This is a genomic window from Streptomyces sp. SID14436, assembly GCF_010548465.1.
GTDB lineage: Bacteria > Actinomycetota > Actinomycetes > Streptomycetales > Streptomycetaceae > Streptomyces.
This window is the reverse complement of the sequence record NZ_JAAGMD010000073.1, coordinates 1-20,156: the sequence shown is the minus strand read 5'-3', so window position 1 is coordinate 20,156 and position 20,156 is coordinate 1. Positions and strand designations below refer to the sequence as shown.

General features: G+C 70.8%; 24 protein-coding genes. 13 read left to right on the top strand and 11 right to left on the bottom strand.

Features of this window, described 5'->3' with window-relative positions; all coding sequences use genetic code 11:
* Positions 1 to 116 precede the first annotated feature (116 nt).
* From G3I53_RS02365 to G3I53_RS02350, 4 genes are read left to right on the top strand one after another with little or no spacing between them, the layout of a single operon-like run.
* Positions 117 to 1,502 (top strand): site-specific integrase, encoded by a 1,386-nt coding sequence (locus G3I53_RS02365; protein ID WP_006143039.1) that lies wholly within the window; start codon positions 117 to 119, stop codon positions 1,500 to 1,502.
* Entirely contained in the window at positions 1,502 to 3,280 is a 1,779-nt protein-coding gene (locus G3I53_RS02360) for a hypothetical protein (protein WP_006143040.1), read from the top strand. The genes G3I53_RS02365 and G3I53_RS02360 overlap by 1 nt, the downstream gene beginning before the upstream one ends.
* Positions 3,277 to 5,457: a site-specific integrase gene (locus G3I53_RS02355; protein WP_006143041.1), complete on the top strand. Its 2,181-nt coding sequence runs from the start codon at positions 3,277 to 3,279 to the stop codon at positions 5,455 to 5,457. Before G3I53_RS02360 ends, G3I53_RS02355 begins: the two co-directional genes overlap by 4 nt.
* 1 nt (position 5,458) lies before the next feature.
* Positions 5,459 to 5,956: a hypothetical protein gene (locus G3I53_RS02350; protein ID WP_006143042.1), complete on the top strand. Its 498-nt coding sequence runs from the start codon at positions 5,459 to 5,461 to the stop codon at positions 5,954 to 5,956.
* Between the two features lie 42 nt (positions 5,957 to 5,998).
* Here G3I53_RS02350 and G3I53_RS02345 read toward each other — a convergent pair whose 3' ends face one another.
* From G3I53_RS02345 to G3I53_RS02315, 7 genes are all read right to left on the bottom strand, one after another.
* On the bottom strand, positions 5,999 to 7,375 hold the full coding sequence (locus G3I53_RS02345; protein ID WP_006143043.1) for a mercuric reductase: 1,377 nt from the start codon (positions 7,373 to 7,375) through the stop codon (positions 5,999 to 6,001).
* A 72-nt stretch (positions 7,376 to 7,447) separates the two neighbouring features.
* Complete coding sequence (locus G3I53_RS02340; protein WP_006143044.1) at positions 7,448 to 7,765, bottom strand: hypothetical protein; 318 nt, start codon at positions 7,763 to 7,765, stop codon at positions 7,448 to 7,450.
* 161 nt (positions 7,766 to 7,926) lie between these two features.
* On the bottom strand, positions 7,927 to 8,562 hold the full coding sequence (locus G3I53_RS02335; RefSeq protein WP_040896642.1) for a vitamin K epoxide reductase family protein: 636 nt from the start codon (positions 8,560 to 8,562) through the stop codon (positions 7,927 to 7,929).
* A gap of 71 nt (positions 8,563 to 8,633) precedes the next feature.
* Complete coding sequence (locus G3I53_RS02330; RefSeq protein WP_030379246.1) at positions 8,634 to 9,590, bottom strand: cytochrome c biogenesis protein CcdA; 957 nt, start codon at positions 9,588 to 9,590, stop codon at positions 8,634 to 8,636.
* Complete coding sequence (locus G3I53_RS02325) at positions 9,590 to 10,150, bottom strand: thioredoxin-like domain-containing protein (protein ID WP_006143047.1); 561 nt, start codon at positions 10,148 to 10,150, stop codon at positions 9,590 to 9,592. Before G3I53_RS02325 ends, G3I53_RS02330 begins: the two co-directional genes overlap by 1 nt.
* Before the next feature lie 104 nt (positions 10,151 to 10,254).
* On the bottom strand, positions 10,255 to 10,557 hold the full coding sequence (locus tag G3I53_RS02320) for a hypothetical protein (protein ID WP_006143048.1): 303 nt from the start codon (positions 10,555 to 10,557) through the stop codon (positions 10,255 to 10,257).
* Positions 10,554 to 10,940 (bottom strand): metalloregulator ArsR/SmtB family transcription factor, encoded by a 387-nt coding sequence (locus G3I53_RS02315; RefSeq protein ID WP_006143049.1) that lies wholly within the window; start codon positions 10,938 to 10,940, stop codon positions 10,554 to 10,556. The genes G3I53_RS02320 and G3I53_RS02315 overlap by 4 nt, the downstream gene beginning before the upstream one ends.
* A 127-nt stretch (positions 10,941 to 11,067) precedes the next feature.
* Here G3I53_RS02315 and merA (G3I53_RS02310) point away from each other — a divergent pair, with 127 nt between their 5' ends.
* On the top strand, positions 11,068 to 12,501 hold the full coding sequence (gene merA, locus G3I53_RS02310; protein WP_006143050.1) for a mercury(II) reductase: 1,434 nt from the start codon (positions 11,068 to 11,070) through the stop codon (positions 12,499 to 12,501).
* 2 nt (positions 12,502 to 12,503) lie between these two features.
* Here the strand turns inward: merA (G3I53_RS02310) and G3I53_RS02305 are convergent, their stop codons facing one another.
* A complete protein-coding gene (locus G3I53_RS02305) occupies positions 12,504 to 12,878 on the bottom strand; it encodes a hypothetical protein (RefSeq protein WP_063738086.1) in 375 nt (124 codons plus the stop codon).
* 142 nt (positions 12,879 to 13,020) lie between these two features.
* Positions 13,021 to 13,428, bottom strand: a complete 408-nt coding sequence (locus G3I53_RS02300; RefSeq protein ID WP_030379244.1) for a MerR family DNA-binding protein — start codon at positions 13,426 to 13,428, stop codon at positions 13,021 to 13,023.
* Between the two features lie 437 nt (positions 13,429 to 13,865).
* On the opposite strand from G3I53_RS02300, the gene G3I53_RS02295 reads away from it, so the two are divergent.
* Complete coding sequence (locus G3I53_RS02295) at positions 13,866 to 14,075, top strand: hypothetical protein (protein ID WP_164437985.1); 210 nt, start codon at positions 13,866 to 13,868, stop codon at positions 14,073 to 14,075.
* A 43-nt stretch (positions 14,076 to 14,118) separates the two neighbouring features.
* Here G3I53_RS02295 and G3I53_RS33135 read toward each other — a convergent pair whose 3' ends face one another.
* Positions 14,119 to 14,442, bottom strand: a complete 324-nt coding sequence (locus G3I53_RS33135; RefSeq protein WP_006143053.1) for a hypothetical protein — start codon at positions 14,440 to 14,442, stop codon at positions 14,119 to 14,121.
* Entirely contained in the window at positions 14,429 to 14,851 is a 423-nt protein-coding gene (locus G3I53_RS02285; RefSeq protein ID WP_006143054.1) for a metalloregulator ArsR/SmtB family transcription factor, read from the bottom strand. Before G3I53_RS02285 ends, G3I53_RS33135 begins: the two co-directional genes overlap by 14 nt.
* A gap of 120 nt (positions 14,852 to 14,971) precedes the next feature.
* On the opposite strand from G3I53_RS02285, the gene merA (G3I53_RS02280) reads away from it, so the two are divergent.
* The 7 genes from merA (G3I53_RS02280) to G3I53_RS02250 form a co-directional block, all read left to right on the top strand.
* Positions 14,972 to 16,396 (top strand): mercury(II) reductase, encoded by a 1,425-nt coding sequence (gene merA, locus G3I53_RS02280; RefSeq protein WP_006143055.1) that lies wholly within the window; start codon positions 14,972 to 14,974, stop codon positions 16,394 to 16,396.
* 122 nt (positions 16,397 to 16,518) lie between these two features.
* Entirely contained in the window at positions 16,519 to 16,956 is a 438-nt protein-coding gene (locus G3I53_RS02275) for a hypothetical protein (RefSeq protein WP_006143056.1), read from the top strand.
* Positions 16,957 to 17,028: 72 nt separating this feature from the next.
* A complete protein-coding gene (locus G3I53_RS02270; protein WP_006143057.1) occupies positions 17,029 to 17,472 on the top strand; it encodes a MerR family transcriptional regulator in 444 nt (147 codons plus the stop codon).
* Between the two features lie 105 nt (positions 17,473 to 17,577).
* Positions 17,578 to 18,225: an organomercurial lyase MerB gene (gene merB, locus G3I53_RS02265; protein WP_030379238.1), complete on the top strand. Its 648-nt coding sequence runs from the start codon at positions 17,578 to 17,580 to the stop codon at positions 18,223 to 18,225.
* Positions 18,226 to 18,276: 51 nt separating this feature from the next.
* Positions 18,277 to 18,618 carry a heavy metal-responsive transcriptional regulator gene (locus G3I53_RS02260; protein ID WP_006143059.1) on the top strand — a complete coding sequence of 114 codons (342 nt, stop codon included), beginning with the start codon at positions 18,277 to 18,279 and terminating at the stop codon, positions 18,616 to 18,618.
* Between the two features lie 237 nt (positions 18,619 to 18,855).
* On the top strand, positions 18,856 to 19,626 hold the full coding sequence (locus G3I53_RS02255; RefSeq protein ID WP_164437984.1) for a HEAT repeat domain-containing protein: 771 nt from the start codon (positions 18,856 to 18,858) through the stop codon (positions 19,624 to 19,626).
* The coding region (locus G3I53_RS02250; RefSeq protein ID WP_164437983.1) for a MerR family transcriptional regulator at positions 19,613 to 20,156 on the top strand (544 nt) is incomplete at its 3' end. The genes G3I53_RS02255 and G3I53_RS02250, both read left to right, overlap by 14 nt.

The window sequence follows — 20,156 nt, the reverse complement described above, 5'->3', positions numbered from 1 at the left end:
GTGTGTTGCACTCAGCCGGGTTGCATTGATACTCATCGGCCATGCACCAATCGACGTACTCATCAGCAGGCTGGGAGTCCTGGGGACTTGCGTTCAGGCCGGCGATCCCGGAGGGGATGCCGTTGCTGTTCGACGACGACCTTCTCTTCGAGGACAGCAACGGTGTCCGTCCCACAACCGTGATCAACTGCTGGGCCTGCGAGCTGCCAGCGAATGGATGCCCATCGCCGAATTCGTGGCCCTACTACGTGCGTACGGTGCGTGAGTGGCTGGAGTTCATATCCGAGCACGGAGTCGCCCTGTTCGACACGCGGCGTCGTCTGAAGGCGGCGTTGGGCGCGTACTCCGTCTATCGCGCCCAGGGCCCCATCAAGCATCGCTTCGAGGCGTCCACGTGGAACCAGAACATGGGGATTCTGGCGGGGTTCTACAAGTGGGCGAAGGATGAGGAGTACGCCGACTCCGAGCCGTTCACGTACCGGCAGGCGGTCTGGGCCTTCAAGGGGCAAGTCCGTCGCGGACGGGTCAACCAGTCACGGCGGCGCCAAGCCAAGCCTCATGTGACGATCAAGTATCTCGACGACGACTTCACGGACATGTTCCTGAAGGGGTTGGCGGGCCTGAGCCCCGACGGGGAGCGGGATCTGCGCTACCGAGGACGGGAGTTGGCCCGGAACTCGGCGGTCGGCCGAATGATCGTCTCCAGCGGACTACGCAGCCAGGAGTACACATACCTGCTGGTCTGCGAGGTGCCCCTGCTTCCCTCGCGACGGACCGCGGTGCCAGTGTCGTTCCCAGTCCCTTCCGGAATCACCAAGGGAAGCAAGTACCGCGAGTCGTGGATCGACTACGACTCGCTGGTCGAGCTGCACTCCTACATCTCGCTCGACCGGGCAGCGGCAACGTTCGGATCGTCGTGGCGTCCGCCGGCCCGCTGGGGAGAGCCGCTGTTCGTGACGGACGCCGATCAGCGGGGCGGACGCGTCAACGGGGTCCGTGTGCAGTGGAGTTCGCTCGGGCCTGACGAACGGCGGCGTCTGGTCGCCCCGGAGGGCGGTTCGATGCTGCTCTCGGTGTGGGGCCAGGGACGTCCATTCACCGGATGGGCCACGGTTTTCGCCAGGACCTCTGACCGCATCCGCGAGCGTTACGAGCCGCGCTTCCCGCACGTCAATCCGCACCGGCTACGTCACACCATGGCCATGGCGACCATGGCGCGGCTGATGCGTGGCTGGTACGAGCAGGCTGCACGACAGGTCCGCGACACCGACGACGATGCCGCCCTGGCGCACTACCTGCGGACCCAAGAGCCGCTTCTGATTCTGCGCGATCTGCTCGGACATACCAGTTCACTGACCACGGAAGCGTACCTCCACCGCCTGGACGTGCTCCGCCTGTTCACCTCCCTGTATCGGCGGGTCGGCAAGGAGTACGGGCTGCTGGACGAGGAGGCCGAGCTGGAGCTCGAGACTGAGTTCGACGACGAACTGGCGGTGGTCTGATGCCGGCCACCGTCACCCTTGACCCGCTGGGTGTGCACTGCGTCTTCAGCGACGGGTCGGAGTACCGCCGTCCCCTGCGTGTGCGGCGACGAGTGGAGCTCCCGGGGCTGGCACGCACTCTGCTGGAAGGCGTTACGGATCTTGTCCATCCGCACGGGCAGGTCGACAGCGCGGGAGGGATCGACCTCTACCTCACGGCCGTCCGCGGCTTCACCGACTGGCTGGTCGAGTTCGGGTTCTCCGGCGGGGCCTCCGACCTGACGCGCGCGCTCCTCGCCCGGTACTGGCGGCAAGGGGTGCGATCCTCCCAGGAGAGCGCGCTGCGGGCGATGTTGCGTTGCGCCGACGACCAGGATCAGATTCTGGCGCCGGACGTGCGCGCGTTCGTCGATGGCCGGCTGTTCAACACGGGCGAGCGGTACGGCTCGCACCAGCCGTACAGCGAGGCCGAATGGGCCCGGCTCATCCGTACCTGCCGCGACGAGGTCGATGGCGCGTTCCGCGCGTTCTGCGCGGCCCGTGAGCAGGCTTCGTCAGCTGACGGGCCAGGGGCTGCGCTCCGTGAGCGCACTGCCCATCACTGGCTGGTGCTTCACCACGGGCCCGACCCGCTCGTCAACGAGATGGCAGACCGCGGCTCGTTCCCCTTCCGGCAGAGATACGGGGTCGGTCTTCGCGCGGTGCTGGATCCGCTGATCCCGACCCTGGACGTGATCATCGCCTATCAGCTGCTGTTCGGCGCCTACACCGGGGTCGTGCCGGACGGGATCGCGGACCTGGGACTCGACGACATCGAGTGGGCGGGTGACGAGAAGATCCTCCTCAGCTACGTCAAGGGCCGCACAGCGGCGGAGAGCCTTGCTCTGTCACGTCAGGCCACTCGCCTGCTGGAGCAGTGGCTCGATCACTCTGCGGTGGCCCGCCGCTTCGCGCCCGAGGAACTGCGCCCCGAGCTCTGGGTGCGTTTCACGCCGAGTGGCACATGGGCGGGAGAGCGATGGCTGGCCAAGCCGGCCACGCGCCTGTCCATATGCGCCTGGGTGGAGCGGCGCCAGGCCGTCGACGAGGACGGGCGCCCCGCGCAGATGACCGGTGACGACGGTCTCCCCCTGGCCCTTCACCTGCACCGCATCCGCACTACTCACGACGCGCTGCAAGACCGGTCGCACTGGCGCGGCAGCCGCCGGTCCACGCTGGATCCGAACCGGTCCCCCGGCATCGAGGGTGATCACTATCTGACGAACACGACGCCGTCTCAGCGTGAGGCGGTGGAAGACATCATCGTCCAGGCGCAGGAGGACCTCGTTCGCCGGGCGCTGCCGCCCTTGGTGCTGGCCACCGCTGAAATGGCCGACCTGGTGGAGAACTATCCCGAGCACATGAAGCGGCTCGGCCTGGATGACAACGCCTTGGCGCAGCTCCTGTCCGGGCAGCGCGACGTATTCACTGCGGCATGTGGAGATCAGATGTCGGGACTTCACGGGCCGAAGGGCAAGCCCTGTCCGGCACGTCCGTGGGTGTGCCTGCTGTGTCCGCTGGCCTTGTTCGCCCCCCGCCATCTGCCGAACCTGCTGCGACTACGGGCGTTCTTCTCCCGTCAGTGGGAGCAGATGACCACCGCCGAGTTCATCCCCGTCTTCGGCCCGTACGCCCACCGTCTCGACGAGATCCTGACCCCCGACCGGTACTTCTCCGAGCACGCGCTGCGGGCAGCCGCTGCCGAGGTCACCGACTCCGATGTCGAGCTTCCCCTGCGACCTGAGGAGCACACCGTATGACCACCCTGCACCGGCCCGCGGGCCTCGCGGCTGCCTTTTCGCGTTCCGTCTTTCGAGGTGAAGACGTGTGCGCTGCGGCCGGTCTGCCGGTTCACGGTGCGGGCCCGCATCCTCACTTCGACGACGCAATCTGGGACTTCACTGGTGTCATCGGGCTGCCGCGGTACCTTGCGCGGTACGCGCGGATCTTGTCCTTCGTCGAGATCCTCAATCCCCAGTGGAGGGAACTCGCGAAGGAGTTCGTCTTCGCCCGGCTTGCACCGGACCACCGCGCTGTGCGGGAACTTGCTCACGCCTATCGAACGCCGGTGCTGATTGCCACGGTGCACGGGCGGCTGACCGTGCTGACCGGCTGGCTGAACTGGCTCACCGAACAGGGCGTGGACAGTCTCGGGGAGGTCACCCAGCAGCACTGTGCTGCCTACCTGGAGCTTCGCAAGAAGGTACGGGACAAGCACGGCGTCGTGATCCGCGACAGCAGCCCCGGCTACCGCATGGACGTAGTGGCGGTCATCCAGGAGCTGGGCTACTACAAGGAATTGTTCTCAGCAGACGGCTACGTGTCGGCCTTCCGTCCGTGGGGGCGACGCACGGCGTACTCCGTCGCCGGGATGGTCCGTCGGACGGGCAACACGACACCGCCGCTGAGCAACGACGTCTTCCAACCGCTCGTCGCGGCGGCCCTGTACGTGGTGGAGGTGCTGGCGCCGCACGTCATGGAGCTGCAGCAACAGTTGCAGGAGATGGTGCCGAACCGGCCGGGCCGCAACAACCGAGAGCGTCCGGACTGGAGGGTCGAGGTCGCGCAGGCCATCGACCGGCACATACAAGAGGGCGATCCGTTGGATGTCGCCCTCGATCACGTCGTGTCCCAGCGGCTGGCGGACGGCTGGGATCCGGACGATCCGCTGCTGCGGGTGAATCTGATCTCCCTCGCCCACGAGACCGGACGGCATGCCTTCCACTCCAGGTGGCTGCCCACCCTGCGCGGCCACCTGGAGAAGGCCGTCCGGGAAGTCGGCCTGGCCAAACGCTGGGGCCGGACGGCCGCCCTGGTCGAACGCGCGGACGGACGGGGCAGTGTCCCCTGGACCCTGCCGATGAACACCACCGAGGCCCGACTGCAGCTCTCCCGGGCCCGCACAGCGTGCGTCATCGCGCTCGCCGCACTGACGGGGATGCGGAAGAGCGAACTGGCCGAGCTGACCCACGACTGCCGCCTGCCTCCCGAGCAGCTCGGCGAGGGCCGCCTCCGCTACCGCCTGAAGGGCAAGGTCATCAAGGGCCGGAAGCTGGGTGGTGAACACGATCAGTGGGTGACCATCAAGCAGGCGTACGACACCGCCGGCGTGGCCGCCTCGCTCGCCGACCCGGTGAAGAACACCGGTCACCTGTTCAAGTCGCTCTCCTTCTTCACCCCGTACGAATGGTTCCTGACCTGGGTCAATGGCCCAGACGGCCGTCGCCTTGGGCTGGCGCCGATCCCCGAGGAGCCGGTCAGTCTGCGGATGCTACGGAGAACCCTCGCGGTGGAAATGGCGCACCGGCCCGGTGGTCTGCTGGCCGCCAAGATCCATCTCAAGCACATTTCCGTGGTCACCACGGAGGGCTATGCGGACCGCCCCGGTGGGGCCCAGTCGGTGCTGATGGCCGAGTTCGGCCAAGAGGAGCGGGAGCACAAGTTGCGCGTCGCCCTCGACGCTTTCCACGACTACCAGAACGGTATCCGGCCTGCGGGGCCTGGCGCCAGTGACCTCCTGGACTTCTTCGCGTTCGTCGACGAACAGCTGGATTCCTCCGGGGCGCCGAACATCAAGCGCAGCGACCAGGAGATGACGAACCTGCTCGCCAAGCGGGCCAAGGCCCTGCACCTGGGGCCGGCGAACTACTGCTGGTTCCTCGATCCGTCCAAGGCGCTGTGCCTCAAGCTCGCAGGGGCCCACGCCCGCGGGGCGACAGAGCCCTTGATCGGCATGTGCGATTCGGCGCGGTGCCCCCAGGCCACCCACCATGCCGGGCATCGCCCGGTATGGGCGGCCAGTGCCGAGAGCAAGAAGGTCTTCATCGCCACCATCGGACGCGCGCAGCGGACGGAGAAGGCCCGGCTGGGTACGGAACTCGCCCGCGATGAACGGGTGCTGGCCGAGATCGACGCCCGCTCCGGAACGGGGGCATGACGTGGCCCGCATCAGCGACGAGACCCGTCGGGACAACGAGGCGGCCATTCGGCACGTCATGGAGCGGCTCCTTGCCGGTGACGTTCCCGCGGGCAGCAAGTGCGACATCAAGACCCTCGCGGCCCAAGCCGGGGTCGCACGCACCGGCTTCTATCCCAAGAAGAACCGCGACGGCTCGCCGCGGCCAGGTCCCTATCAACACCTGGCGGAGGAGTTCGAGCGCCGGTTGACCGAGCTTCGGGAAACGGGCGTGATTCCAGACCCGCGGGCTGCACAGATCGAGCGCCTCAAAGAACAGGTCTCCGGGCTGAAGGAGCGCCTCGCCGCGCGTGACGCGCAGATCGATGGGCTCACTGACTTCAGGGAGCGGGCTCTGTCGCAGATCGCCGCCCAGCGGATGGAGATCGAGCGGCTGCGGGAACAGGCGGCCGCCGTCGGCAACGTCCGTCGGCTGCCTGCCGCCCGCGGTGGTCCGGCGCCGTACGGGTCTTGCAGTTGACAATGCTGCGGGCGGTCTTTTGCCACCACCGGGCCCGGAGGGTCAGGTGCCGATCTCCCGGTGGACGCCGCCGGCGGCGGTGTTGACGCCCTCGGCGAGGGTGGGGTGGATGTGGATGGCGCGGGCGATGTCGCTGTAGGTGGCGCCGCAGGTCATGGCGATGACGGCCTCGTGGACGAGGTTCCCGCCGTCGGGGCCGGCGATGTGGCAGCCCAAGATCTTGTCGGTTGAGGCGTCGACGACGAATTTGATCAGGCCGCGGGTGTTGCCGATGGCGCGGGCCTTGACGACGCCGGTGAAGTCCTGGCGGCCGATGAGGACCTGGTGTCCGGCGGCGCGGGCGGCGGGTTCGGTCAGTCCGACGGAGCCGACCTCGGGGTCGGTGAACACCGCGTGCGGCACGATCCGCCCGTTGGTGGAGCGGTTCTGGCCGCGGTAGGTGGTGCGGTAGGCGATGTCGGCGTCGTCGCGGGCGGTGTGGGTGAACATCGGCCCGCCGCGGATGTCGCCGAGCGCCCACACGTCCTCGGCCGCGGTGCGCAGCAGGTCGTCGACGGGCAGGAAGCCGCGCTCGTCGGGGGCCAGCCCGAGGTGTTCGAGGCCGAGGATGTCGGTGTTGGGGGTGCGGCCGGTGGCGATGAGGAGGTGGCTGCCGTTGATCTCGCCGGTCTCGCTGCCCTGGCAGCCGGCCCGGATGTTTCCGGGGCGGCCGTCGACGGCGGTGCAGGTGGTGCCGGTCAGGACGGTGATGCCGTCGGCGGTGAAGCCGTCGGTGACGGCAGCGGAGATGTCGGGGTCCTCGGCGGGCAGCAGTCGCTCGGCGCGCTGGATGAGCGTCACGCGGGAGCCGAAGCGGGCGAACATCTGGGCGAACTCGCAGCCGATGTAGCCGCCGCCCACCACGATCAGGTGCTCGGGCAGGTCGGTGAGGTCGAGCAGGGTGCGGGAGGTGTAGTACGGGGTGGTCTCCAGGCCGTCGATGGCGGGGATGGTGGTGCGCAGGCCGGTGACCAGGAAGATCTTGTCGGCCTCGATCTCGGTGTGGTCCACGCGCAGCCGCCGGGGCGCGGTGAAGCGTCCCTCGGCGGGATAGAAGTCGATCTGGTCGGCCTTGCCGACCGTCTTGTATGAGCCGGAGCGGATCGTCTCCACGATCGCGTTCTTGCGCGCGACCACGGCGGCCAGGTCCACGCTGGGGGCGGGGACGTGGACGCCGAACTCGGCGGCCCGGCGCACCTGGTGGGCCACCGCTGCGGAGGCGATCATCGTCTTGGTGGGGATGCAGCCGCGGTTGAGGCAGGTGCCGCCGAGTTTCTCCTTCTCCACGAAGGCGACCCGGCCGTGTCTTGCTGCGCGCAGGGCCAGGGGCAGGCCGGCCATGCCGCCGCCGATCACCAGGGTGTCGTACCGCTCGGCCATGAGAGGACTCCTTCTGTGTCTCTGCCTGTCCAGCCCGGTGCGGACGGTGCGTACTGGGGCGTGTGAAGATCCTCAGCCGTGCGGGCCGGTGGGGCCGGAGGGGCGGGGCTGTTCGGGTGATCCGGGCGGCATGCGGCGGCTGCGGCAGGTGGAGGTGCGGTGGCGGCGGTGCCACAATGCGGCGGCGGTGAGCAGGACGGCTCCGGCTGTCCAGAAGGGCCAGGTCACAGGGGTGACGGAGGCGGCGGCCCCGGTGGCTGCACCGCCTGCGGCGGCGGTGGCCAGGGCTGGGCCGGTGCAGCACAGGCCGATCATGGACAGCCCGGCGCCGAGGGCCGTGCCGAGGGCCCCGAGCGCGGCGAGCGTGGCCGTCAGCAGGTGGCCGAGCACCCGGCGTAGCCGGGCGGGGGCGCTGTGTGCATCGGCTGGACTCCAGGGGCCGGGGCGGGCAGGGGTGAGGGTGTGGCCGACTGCCGCTCGGGGGGATGCGGCAGCCGACCGCCCTCCCGGCTCCCACGGGGGTTGGCGGCCGGGGCTTCGGGGGCTGGGGGTCAGGCCCACAGGGCGCTGCCCCACCTGGTCAGGATCAGCAGCGCGATGATGCCGATCCACAGGACGGGTACGGCCCAGTGGAACTCGGCGACAGTGCAGCGTACCCGGTCGGGGGCGGGGATGAGCCCGTGCTGGATGTTGTGCACGGTGGTGTACCAGAAGATGAGGATCGTCACGGCCCATACGAGGGTGCACCACAGGCACAGTGCGCCGATGGCATACAGCGAGGAGTACTGCAGCCAGGTGATGAGGCCGATGCCGAAGACGGTGCCGGCCTGCAGGCCCAGCCAGTGCCAGCGCCGGTAGCGGGCGCCAGCCAGCAGTCCCGCGCCGATGGCGATGACGGCGGGGAAGGCGGCCCAGCCGATGAAGGGGTTGGGGAAGCCGAAGGTGCTGGCCTGCCAGCTCTTCATGATGTTGTTGCAGGACAGCACCGGGTTGATGCTGCACGCCGAGACGTAGTCCGGGTTGGCGAGCAGTTCCATCTTGTCGTGCGTGAGCACGGCCGAGGCGAGCAGGCCGAGGGAGCCGCCCAGGATCAGTAGGAGGGCGAGCGTCCGGCTGGCGCCGAACGTCGCGTGCCTGCTCTTGTGCACGGCTGGGGTGGCCGTCTCGCGGGCTGCTGGCATGGTCATGGAGCAGTGTCCGTTCTGCATGCCTGCGGCCGGGGCTTTATCCGTTTCCCGGCCGCAGAGATGGGGCGTGGTCAGCAGCAGTGGCCGGGATTGTCGCGGTCCGGGGCGGCGGCCGGGGTGGGGACGGGCTGGGGCGCACAGCAGTCCGCCTCGGCAGAGGGGGCTGCCCCGGTGGGAGCGGCGTTGCGGGCGGCCTGCCGCCTGCGGTGGCGCAGGGCGGCGGCGGTGACGGCGAGGACGACCACGAGAGCGGTGACGGCGATGGTGGTGGTGTGGCCCTGGATCCAGGCGGTCGCGGTGGCGGACCAGGCGGCGAGGCCGCCGCCGGGGGCGGCGGTGGCGGGGCCGCCGGTGGCGGCGGGGTACCAGTACCAGGCCAGGTAGGCGCCGGTGAGGACGAGGACGGCGGCGGTGATGCGGGTGCCGTGCCGGGCCAAGGCGGTGATCTTGCGGGTGAGGGCGGCGCCTGCGGCGGCGGTGGTGACCGCGACGAGCAGCAGCACGGCGGCCGATCCGGCGGCGTAGGCGGCGAAGACCGCGAGGAGCCCGGCGAAGCTGGCGGTGGCCTGGGCCTGGGCGATGACGGCGAGCAGCACACCGAAGGTGCAGGACAGGGACGCGGCGGCGTAGCCGGCGCCGAAGACCACCATGCGCCGGGCGGTCGGCGGGCCCGCCGACCGGCGGGTACCGGTGGGCAGGTTCAGCCGCAGGCTGAGCGCGCGGCCGGTGAGCATGAAGGCGCCGAGGAGCAGCAGGATGATGCCGGTGGCCAGGCCGAGCCAGGGGGCGGCACGGATCAGGGCGCGGGCCCCGGCGCTGACGATGAGCCCGGCAGCGGCGAGGGTGCCGGCGAAGCCGAGGGTGAGGGCGGCGCCGGAGCGCAGGGCGCGGGTGAGGCGTACCGGCAGCGGGGAGGTGTCGTTTTCGCCGAGGGCGGAGGTGATCCAGGCGGGCAGCAGGGCGAAGCCGCATGGGTTGACCGGGGCGAGCATCCCGGCGGCGAAGGCGAGGGTGAGCAGGCCGTTCATCACGCGCCCGCCTTCTTCAAGGCGGCCTGGATCTGGTCGGCCGACGGGTCGGTGGCCCGGTAGGTGACCTTGCCCTGGGGGTCGACGACGATCAGCGTGGACAGGGCCGAGACCTGGTAGCGCAGGGACAGGGCGGCGCCCTTGTCGACGGTGGTGGCCAGTCCGGGCGCCTTGATGTAGTCGAGGAACTGCATGATGGTCGTCTTCGACTCGCTCGGGTCCATGTCCACCGCGAGGAAGGTGGCCTTGTCCCCGAACGCCTTGGCAGCCTTGTCCAGCGACTTGGCACCTCCGGCGCACTCGCCGCAGCCCACGGAGAAGAAGAACAGAGCGGCGGGCTTCTTTCCGGGCACCGCCAGCGTGGTGTCGTCGAGGAGGGTGACGGTGTCCGTCTTGGCTGCGGCGGAACTGCCGCTGACGGTGTCAGTCTTGGCCGTGGAGCCGGTGGTGGCGGTGCCGCAGGCGGACAGGGTGAGTACGGCGGCGGTGGCGGCGGCGAGGGCCAGGACTGTGCGGCGGCGCAGGCGGGTGCGGCGGGCGGTGGGGGACGGGGAGGTCATGGTGGTGCGGGCCTTCCTCGGAGGCGGGACGGGAGTTTGTCCCGGTCGGCGGCGGAGCGGGCGGGCGGATACGCGTGTCGTGGCGGTGCCGGTCGCCGACCTGCTCAGGGCTTGCGGAGCAGGTCGCGGTCGTGCTGGTCGGTGCGGGCGGGCAGCGGGCAGCAGGAATCGCCGCTGCCGGTGGGGCGGCGGCGCAGCCACCAGAGGAGACCGCCGGCCAGCAGGACCGCGGCCGGGGCCAGCAGCCAGGGACTGACCAGGGCCCCGCCGAGTCCGGCCAAAGCGCCGCCGGCCAGCAGTACCGGCCCGGCGCAGCACAGGACGGGCAGCAGCACGACGCCGACCATTCCGAGGGTGCCGAGCAGACCGCCTCGGCGCTCGCCGGGCTGGGTGGGCGGGCGCGTCATCGCGGGTCCCCCTTTGCGGGGATGCGGGGGCAGCAGTCCAGGGCGGCGGCGTTGTCGGCGGCCAGGGACCGGGCCAGCATGATCAGATCCGCGACGCGGGGGTCGCCGACGGAGTAGCGCAGTTTCTTGCCGTCCCGGCGGGCGGTGACGTAGCCGCAGTCCACGAGACAGGACAGGTGCACCGACACCCTCGGCTGCGAGATCCCGGCGTGCTCGACGCATTCGGCCGAGGTGCGCTCGCCGCGCTGGATGAACTCCAGCAGCTTCAGCCGGGTGGGGTCCGCGAGCGCGCGGAAGAACCGGGCTGTGGTGTCCAGATGGATGCACGGCACCTCGGCCGCGGCGGCCGTGTCCGGTGAGCCGGCAAGGGCAGGGGTTTTCATAGGCAGAGCCTTTCCACAAGCAGCTATTCGCTTGTCCGCATAGTATGGTGGCCGTCTGCCATTCGGCAAGCCGCATAGGAAACGGGTTCGGCGGGAGCGTCCGGCCCCCACTGAGGGAGGTAGTGCTGTGCTTCAGGCACACACCGGTTATGACCTGGCGATCATCGGTTCGGGAGGTGGCGCGTTCGCCGCGGCCATCGCCGCCCGCAGCAAGGGCAGGAGCGTGGTGATGGTCGAGCGCGGCACCACCGGCGGCACCTGCGTGAACGTCGGCTGTGTGCCGTCCAAGGCGCTGCTGGCCGCCGCCGAGGCCCGCCACGGCGCCCGCGCGGCCAGCCGGTTCCCCGGCCTGGAGGGCACCGAGCCCGCGGTCGACTTCCCCGCACTGATCGGCGGCAAGGACACGCTGGTGGAGCAGTTGCGGGCGGAGAAGTACACCGATCTGGCCGCCGAGTACGGCTGGCAGATCGTGCACGGCACCGCCACCTTCACGGCGAACGACGACGGCCCCGCCCTGGAGGTCGCGCTCAACGACGGCGGCACCGCCACCATCGAGGCCGCCCACTACGTGATCGCCACCGGCTCCGCCCCGTGGGCGCCGCCCATCGACGGACTGGTGGAGGCCGGCTACCTGACCTCCACCTCCGCCATGGAACTGGATGAGCTCCCCGAGCACCTGCTGGTGCTCGGCGGCGGCTACGTCGGCCTGGAGCAGGCCCAGCTCTTCGCCCGCCTCGGCAGCCGCGTCACCATCGCCGTCCGCTCCCGCCTGGCCTCCCAGGAAGAGCCGGAGATCTCCGCCGGCATCGAGGCCGTCTTCCGCGAGGAGGGCATCACCGTCCACACCCGCACCCAGGCCAGCGCCGTACACCGCGACGGCGACGGCATTCTCACCACCCTCACCGGCCCCGACGGCGAGCAGCAGATCCGCGCCAGCCACCTGCTGATCGCCACCGGACGCCGCCCGGTCACCGACGGCCTCGGCCTGGAGCGGGTGGGCGTGAAGACCGGCGAGCGCGGCGAAGTCGTCGTCGATGAGCACCTGCGCACCGGCAACCCCCGCATCTGGGCGGCCGGCGACGTCACCGGGCACCCCGACTTCGTGTACGTGGCCGCCGCCCACGGCACCCTGGTCGCCGACAATGCCCTGGACGGGGCGGAGCGCACCCTGGACTACACCGCGCTGCCGAAGGTCACCTTCACCAGCCCCGCCATCGCGTCGGTCGGGATGACCGACGCCCAGCTGGCCGAGGCCGGGATCGCCTGCCAGTGCCGCACCCTGCCGCTGGAGTACGTACCCCGCGCCCTGGCCAACCGCGACACCCGCGGCCTGGTCAAGCTCATAGCCGAACGCGGCACCGGAAAGCTGCTGGGCGCCCACGTCCTGGCCGACGGCGCGGGCGACATCATCACCGCCGCGACCTACGCCATCACCGCCGGACTGACCGTCGACCAGCTCGCCCACACCTGGCACCCCTACCTGACCATGGCCGAAGCCCTCAAACTGGCCGCCCAGACCTTCACCTCGGACGTCGCCAAGCTCTCCTGCTGCGCCGGCTGAACTCAGCCGGCGTCCCGCCCGCCCTGTCTGCGGAGATCCTGGCCGATAGCGCCCTCGCCATGGGCGCGGTGATCGGGCGGGGTGGGCTTCGGCAGGCGGTAGTCCCGACGGGCCGTCCGCCGACGCCGCACGAACAGCGCGGCAGTGATCAGCGTGGCCCCGGCCGTCAGCAACAGCCACGGCCAGGGGCCCAGCACGGCGGCGCCCGTGGCGGCCGTGCCCGCACCCGCCGCGGCCAGAGCGCCACAGCAGAGGCCGACCAGCGACAGCCCCGCGCCCAGCGTGGCGGCCAGGGCACCGAGACCGGCAAGGGTGACTTCCAGCAGTCTCCGAGCGGCCCGGCTCAGCACTATGCGCTGCCGGGCCGGTGTGGACAAGGCGGCGGCTGGCTTCGTTCACTTCAAGCGACAGCGTTTGTCCATCGGTTCGGGCGTCGGTTGGCGGTCGACAGCGGCCTGAATGTTCACGAGGAGAAATGACCTCACTGCATGGGGCAGCCCGCCGTCTGTGACAGCTCCCTCAAGCCTCTTCGATGATCGAGCAGACCGTGGAAGGCTCTCCGGTGGGGCGGTCGCCAGCGGCCTCGCGAGTCTCGGTGAGGGTCTGCCGCAGGGCCAAGAGATCAACGACGGTGGCATCGATCTCAGCAATGCGGGCGTCGAGGAGGTCACGGACGGCGTCGCAGGGCGGGGTGCCACCGCGGCGAATCTCCAACACTTCGCGGACGTCATCAAGGTGGAGTCCCAGAGCGCGGGCCTGGCGGATGAAGGTCAGCAGCTTGACATCGGCCAGAGTGTAGAGCCGGTAGCCGGCCATGCTGCGCTCTGCCTCAGGCAGCAGGCCCCTGGCCTCATAGACCCGGACCGCCTTGCGCGTGAGTCCTGCAGCGCGGGCAGTCTGCCCGATGGTCATGCCGTGCAACGCCATGATCGCTCCCTTCCTCCTCTCCAGTGTTGACCTTGCCCCAGGGGCCAGGTTCTAGCGTCGCTCGCGTAGGACAAAAACGCGAGAACAAGGAGGTGAGCGCGGTGCCATTCCGTGAGGGTGAGGTTTACCGCTGCCCGGACGAGAACTGTGGGTGCGAGCTGACGGTGACCAAGGGCGCCCCAGCGACCTGTGGTGGCCAGCAGAACCCGACCTGCTGCTGTGGGAAGAAGATGACCAGGGTCGGCCAGTAGCTCCTCAGGGTTGCCCCGGCTGGCGTTGCCTCCGGGGCAGCCCCGATGCCGTCCTGGCAAGCCCCCCGCTGCCTTCGAAACGATTCGTGAACAAAGCCAGGCGGCCATCGGTGGATTCCTCCCCGCGGTTCAGCAGCACCGCCTGCGGCGCCGGCCGGCCTGGCCGTGCGCGGATGCGGCGTCGCTGTGGACGCGGCGGCGCACGAGCACGGTGACGACGGCGGCGATGGCCAGGACGACCGCGGCGTCGACCACCCACGCGATAGACAAAACGGCGCCGATCCCGGCCAGGACAACGGCCGCGAGCAGGAACGGACCGGCACCGCGGACAGTCGACAGCAGCCGGACGAAGCCTGCGGCACCGCGGTCACCGGACCGTTGCAGCTGACGGCGTGAGGGCTGGGGAGGGGCATACATAACGGTCTCCTCGGGGTCGGAATCAGCGGTCATGCGGGCCGCCTCGCTGCTGTGGTGCCCGGCGTCGCCTTGCGGCGCTGCCGGAGGCGCCCCCGGGCGGGCAGCAGTCGTCGCGGCGGGCGCGGCGGCGTACGAGGACGGTGACGGCCGCGACGGCCAGGACCACGGCTGCGGCGATCACCCACGGATTGGCGAGCCAGGCGCCGATCCCGGCGAGGGCACCGGACAGGACCAGGACGGGACCCGCACAGCAGACGATCATCAGCAGGACGATCCCGATGCCCGGGGCAGCGCCCGTGGCGGGCCGGTCCTGTTCGCGGCGTGGGGGCTGGTCAGAGGTCGGCATGGCGATTCCTTCCGAGAGTCGGTCCCGGCTGGGCGCGATCACCAGAGCAGCGGTCCGGGACGCCGTCGTGGTCCGCGGCGACGGCGCGGGCGAGGACGACCAGGTCCGCCACCCGGGGGTCGCCGACGCGGTAGCGCAGCCTCCTTCCGTCCCGGTGGCCGGTCACATACCCGCAGGCCGTCAGACAGGCCAGATGGACCGAGACCCGCGACTGGGATACCCCTGCATATCCGACGCACTCGGCACAGGTGCGCTCCCCGCGAAGGATGAACTCCAGCAGCTTCAGCCGGGTGGGGTCCGCAAGCGCGCGGAAGAACCGGGCCACGGTGTCGGTGTGCGAACACCCGGCGTCGGCCTGGCGGGCGGACGCTGCGGCCTCAGTGCGGACCAGAACAGGTGCGGAGCCCATGACAGCCCCTCTCCCACATGCATCTATTCGCCTACTCGAATAGTATGGCGGGGTTCGGGTATTCGGCAAGGCATATAGAAAGCGGGCCGGTACCCGTTCCATCCAAGGGAGGTGGTGGCTGTGAGCACGCAGCGCAGCCGGTTCGATCTGGCGGTCATCGGCTCGGGCGGGGCAGCGTTCGCCGCCGCGATCGCCGCACGGAACAAGGGCAAAAGCGTGGTGATGGTCGAGCGCGGCACCACCGGCGGCACCTGTGTGAACACCGGATGCGTGCCCTCCAAGGCGCTGCTGGCCGCCGCCGAGGCCCGCCATGTGGCCCTCGCCCAGCCGTTCCCCGGTATCCGCACCGAAGCGGGCCCGGTGGACTTCCCCGCCCTGATCAGCGGCAAGCAGGCCATGGTGGAGGCGATGCGGGCGGACAAGTACGAGGACCTGGCCACCGAGTACGACTGGCCGATCCTGGCCGGCACCGCCCGCTTCGCCCCCGGACCCGAACTGGAAGTCGCCCTGGGCGACGGCGGCACCACCACCATCGAGGCCGCCCACTACGTCATCGCGACCGGCTCCGCCCCGTGGGCACCGCCCATCGACGGACTGGACGAGGCAGGCTACCTGACCTCCACCACCGCCATGGAACTCGACCGCCTGCCCGAGTCGATGCTCGTGGTGGGTGGCAACGCCATCGGCCTGGAGCAGGGCCAGCTCTTCGCCCGGCTCGGCACCCAGGTCACCGTCGTCGAGGCGCTGGACCGGCTCGCCCCGTTCGAGGAGCCCGAGGTCTCCGCGATGATCGAGGACGTCTTCACCGGCGAGGGCATCAGCGTGCACACCGGCGTCACCATCACCGCCGTGCGCCGCGACACCGGCGGCTACAGGCTCACCGCCGCCCGCGCGGGCGACGTCTTCGAACGGAAGGCGGAGCAGTTGCTGGTCGCCACCGGCCGCCGCCCGGTCACCGACGGCCTCGGCCTTCAGACGGTGGGGGTCAAGACCGGGGAGCGCGGCGAGATCGTCGTGGACGAGCACCTGCGCACCGGCAACGAACGGATCTGGGCGGCCGGGGACGTGACCGGGCATCCGCAGTTCGTCTATGTCGCCGGGGCCCACGGCACGCTGGTCGCCGACAACGCCCTGGACGGGGCCGAGCGCACCCTGGACTACCACCACCTGCCGCGGGTCACCTTCACCAGCCCGGCCATCGCCGCCGCCGGTCTCACCGACGCCCAAGTCATCGCGCAGGGCATGGCATGCGACTGCCGCGTCCTGCCCCTGGAGTACGTACCCCGGGCACTGGTCAACCGCGACACCCGCGGCCTGATCAAACTCGTCGCCGAACGTGGTACCGGGCGGCTGCTCGGCGCCCATGTCATCGCCGAGAGCGCCGGTGATGTGATCGCCACCGCCGTCTACGCGCTGGCGAACCGGATGACGGTGCACCAGATGGCCGACCTGTGGTGCCCGTACCTGACCATGGCCGAGGGCCTCAAGCTCGCCGCCCAGACCTACACCCGGGACGTGAGCAAACTGTCCTGCTGCGCCTCCTGACCCACCACCGCACAGCGATCCGCACCCCTGGGAGTGAGGTACCGCGAAGATGAAGAAAGACCACGGACCTGCTCGAGGACCTCGCCATCGCGCCGGTGGCCGGCGGGCTGGCCACCAAGGCTATGGAGCCGGTGAGCACCACGCTCTACCAGCTCGAATCCGAACCAGACCGGGCCCGCGAGGACGCCGCCCGGCCCGGCCCGCCGTACCGGATCGCCGCCGACAAGACCCTGCGCCTGCTCGGCATCCACCCCGGCGACCGCGCCCTGGACCGGGCCGGGCTGGCCTTCCACTACGGACTGGCGATCAGCTGGGCACCGGTCTACGCCCTGCTGCGCCGCACCACCGGCCTGAGCCCCGTCGCGGCCGGGCTGGCCTCGGGCGCGGCCATGTCGCTGATCGTGGACGAGGGCATCACCCCGCTGGCCGGATTCTCCGCCCCCAACCGGGTCTACCCCGCCGCCACGCACCTGCGCGGCCTCGCCGCCCACCTCGTCTACGGGCTGGCCGTGGCCGCCGTCACCGAGACCGCCTGGGCCCTGCGCCACCGGCGGCCGTGACGCCTCCTCCGCCCCGACAATCATCGGCATGGCCACCACCCGACACTCACCGCAAGAAACCCGGAGGTTCCTGTGACCGGCGAGCGGCCCGCACGGCCGATGACCATCGGCGAACTGTCCCGGCGCACCCACGTGACTGTCAAGGCACTGCGCGCCTACACCGACTGGGGCCTGATCTACACTGCGGGCCGCAGCCCGGCCAACTACCGCCTGTACGACTCCGACGCCCTGTGGTGCGTACGGCTGATCGGCGAACTGCGCAGCCTCGGCCTCACCCTGGCCGAGATCCGCGACCTCCTCAGCACCTACGCGGAAACCGGCGACCGGGCCCTCGGCCCCTCGCTGGCCGAACGCCTGCGCACCGCCCGGGCGCGCATCGAGACCAGGATCGCGGACCTGGAGAAGACACGGCGCCGCATCGACGCCTTCGAAGCCGCCCACCAGGCCGAACTCGCCGAAGGCAGCGGAACCGGCCTGTGGGCGGATGATCCGAGGCAGTGCGCCCAGTGCACTTGACTCTGTCCCCGGGGGCAGACCCTACGGTCGACCAGGCACCCCCTCCGGACGCGCGGCGGCCGACCGCCCGCCACCTTCGCAAAGCGACGACAAGGAATCCCGACCATGGACACCTCCGCCCAGAAGCTCGCCGACCGCCTGACCGCCGCCCTGGGCGGCGGCGAAAACGTCACCGGCCAGCCCTGGCTGTGGCGCCCGCTGCTCCAGCTCCTGGCCACCGGCCGGCCCGTCACCACCGGCCAGCTCGCCACCGCCACCAGCCACACCGAAGACGACGTCCGCCACGCCCTGGCCGCCATGCCCGACACCGAATACGACGAGACCGGCCGCATCATCGGCAGCGGCCTGACCCAGCGCCCCACCCCCCACCGCTTCGAAGTCGACGGCAAGCAGCTGTACACCTGGTGTGCCCTGGACACCCTCGTCTTCCCAGCCGTCCTCGGCCGCACCGCCCACGTCGAATCCCCCTGCCACGCCACCGGCACCCCGATCAGGCTCACCGCAGCCCCCGACGGCGTTACCGGCCTCACCCCGGCCGACGCCGTCGTCTCGATCGTCACCCCCGACGACCTGACCTCCGTACGCTCGGCCTTCTGCAACCACGTCCACTTCTTCGCCAACCCAGCCGCCGCCCAGGACTGGCTCACCGACCACCCCGGCATGACCGTCCTGCCCGTCGCCGACGCCTACCAGCTCGGCCGCCCCCTCACCCAAAACCTCCTCGACGGGACGACCCCGGAGTCCTGCTGCTGAATCGCGCCCAGCCTTGACCTTCTACCCTGCTGGAAGGTCAAGGCTGGAAACATGCGCATCAGCACCCTCGCCACGGTCACCGGCCTGACCGCCAAGACCATTCGCTACTACGAGCAGAGCGGACTGCTGCCCGCACCGCCCCGGACTGCGGGCGGTTACCGCGACTACCCGCCCGAGGCCCAGCCCCGGCTCACCTTCATCCGCGACGCCCAAGCCGCCGGACTCACCCTCGCCGAGATCCGCGGCGTACTCGCCCTGCGCGACAGCGGCCAAGCCCCCTGTCCCCACGCCGCCGCACTCATCGAGGCCCACCTGCGCCACATCGACGAACGCATCACCGCCCTCGCCCGCACCCAAGCCGCGCTACGCCAACTCACAGCCCGAGGCGCCTGATCGACCCCAGGCGCGCCTCGGAATCCGCTACAGTGTGGCGTTCGTCACGAGGAGTGCTGGAGATAGCGACACGGTGAACCGTTCGAATGCGACACCGGCCAGGTCTTCGTCCCCCATGTAAAGCGACACGACCTGCGGGGGACACAGTGTCTGCGGAAACAAACCTGCTCCCGGCCTCCGGGTGAGGGCAGAGGCGGGAGCGGCTTGACCCTGACATCGTGGCAAGGTGTCCCCTGGGTGCTGGAGGTGGTTTCGATCAATCCGACCAACGGAACCCCGCAGCCAACCCGTGTGGCGGCGGCCCTCGGCGCCGAGGCCGCGTCGGTCCGGCTCCAGGCGGCGATGGCGGCCGGTTCGGCACCGGACCCGGCGCTGCTGGAGACGCTCGTCGAACGGTGCGCGGTGGAACCGGACTTCTTCGTGCGGGACATGCTCACCTGGGCGCTGATCCGCCTCCCGGCGGATCTCACCCTGCCCCGGCTGCGGGAGGAACTGGACTCCGGGCGGGCTCAGGCCCGCGGCCAGGCGCTGCACACGCTGTCCAAGATCGGGGACGGGCGGGCGTACGCCTGGATCACGCGTGCGCTGCTGCACGACGCCGACGACGGGGTCGCGCGCACCGCGTGGCGGACGGCGGTGGCTCTCGCGCCGTGGGACGAGGGCGAGCGGGCGCGCCTGACCGGGGCGCTCGTGGAGCAGCTCGGGCGGGGCGACCGGGACGTGCGGCTGAGCCTGAGCCGGGCCCTGGTGGACCTCGGGGACGACATCCGGCCCGCGCTGGAGAAGGCCGCGGCGGACCCCGACCCGGTGGTGGCCACGCATGCCGGTGCGACCGCGCTGCTCCTGCGGGACCCGGAGGCGGGGTTCGACGCGGCGGTCGAGGAGGCGAAACGCATCGTCGCCCTCGGACCGGAACGGGCGGCCGCCGCCGAGAAGTCCGCCGGGGCGGGCGGGGCGGCGGCGGAGGCCGGGGCCCTGCCCCCGGAGGCGCGGCATGCTGATCGGTGACGTGGCGCGGCACTCGGGGGTGAGCCCCCGGATGCTGCGCCACTACGACGCCCTCGGGCTGGTGCGGCCGACGGGCCGCACCGTCGGCGGCTACCGCGAGTACTCCGCCGAGGACGTGCGCCGGCTCTTCCAGGTGCAGAGCCTGCGGTCCCTCGGGCTGTCGCTCAAGCAGATCGGGCGGGCGCTGGAGGACCCGGCCTCCACGCCGTCCGCGCTGGTCGGTGATCTCATCCGGTGGACGGAGGACCGCCTGGAGCGGGAGCGGGAACTGCTCGACCGGCTCCGCGCGATCGACGCGTCGGAGCCGGACGACTGGCGGGACGTGCTGCGCGTGGTCGCGCTCATGCAGGGCCTCGGCTCGCCCAGTCCCGCCCGCCGGCAGCAGACGCTGCTCGGCCCGGCGGGCGGGGGTGACGGCGCGACGGAGCTGCTGGCCGAGGCGGTGCTGGCGGAGTCCGACCCGCATGTGGCGGGCGCCCTGCGCTGGGCGCTCGCCCGGTCGGGCGGTGACGGCGCGGCGGCCGCCCTGG

Coding starts and splice junctions, on each gene's coding strand:
- G3I53_RS02365 (WP_006143039.1), top strand. CDS start 117: ATGCCGTTGCTGTTCGACGACGACCTTCTCTTCGAGGACAGCAACGGT.
- G3I53_RS02360 (WP_006143040.1), top strand. CDS start 1,502: ATGCCGGCCACCGTCACCCTTGACCCGCTGGGTGTGCACTGCGTCTTC.
- G3I53_RS02355 (WP_006143041.1), top strand. CDS start 3,277: ATGACCACCCTGCACCGGCCCGCGGGCCTCGCGGCTGCCTTTTCGCGT.
- G3I53_RS02345 (WP_006143043.1), bottom strand. CDS start 7,375: ATGGCCGAGCGGTACGACACCCTGGTGATCGGCGGCGGCATGGCCGGC.
- G3I53_RS02335 (WP_040896642.1), bottom strand. CDS start 8,562: ATGACCATGCCAGCAGCCCGCGAGACGGCCACCCCAGCCGTGCACAAG.
- G3I53_RS02330 (WP_030379246.1), bottom strand. CDS start 9,590: ATGAACGGCCTGCTCACCCTCGCCTTCGCCGCCGGGATGCTCGCCCCG.
- G3I53_RS02325 (WP_006143047.1), bottom strand. CDS start 10,150: ATGACCTCCCCGTCCCCCACCGCCCGCCGCACCCGCCTGCGCCGCCGC.
- G3I53_RS02320 (WP_006143048.1), bottom strand. CDS start 10,557: ATGACGCGCCCGCCCACCCAGCCCGGCGAGCGCCGAGGCGGTCTGCTC.
- G3I53_RS02315 (WP_006143049.1), bottom strand. CDS start 10,940: ATGAAAACCCCTGCCCTTGCCGGCTCACCGGACACGGCCGCCGCGGCC.
- G3I53_RS02300 (WP_030379244.1), bottom strand. CDS start 13,428: ATGGCGTTGCACGGCATGACCATCGGGCAGACTGCCCGCGCTGCAGGA.
- G3I53_RS33135 (WP_006143053.1), bottom strand. CDS start 14,442: ATGCCGACCTCTGACCAGCCCCCACGCCGCGAACAGGACCGGCCCGCC.
- G3I53_RS02285 (WP_006143054.1), bottom strand. CDS start 14,851: ATGGGCTCCGCACCTGTTCTGGTCCGCACTGAGGCCGCAGCGTCCGCC.
- G3I53_RS02275 (WP_006143056.1), top strand. CDS start 16,519: ATGGAGCCGGTGAGCACCACGCTCTACCAGCTCGAATCCGAACCAGAC.
- merB (WP_030379238.1), top strand. CDS start 17,578: ATGGACACCTCCGCCCAGAAGCTCGCCGACCGCCTGACCGCCGCCCTG.
- G3I53_RS02260 (WP_006143059.1), top strand. CDS start 18,277: ATGCGCATCAGCACCCTCGCCACGGTCACCGGCCTGACCGCCAAGACC.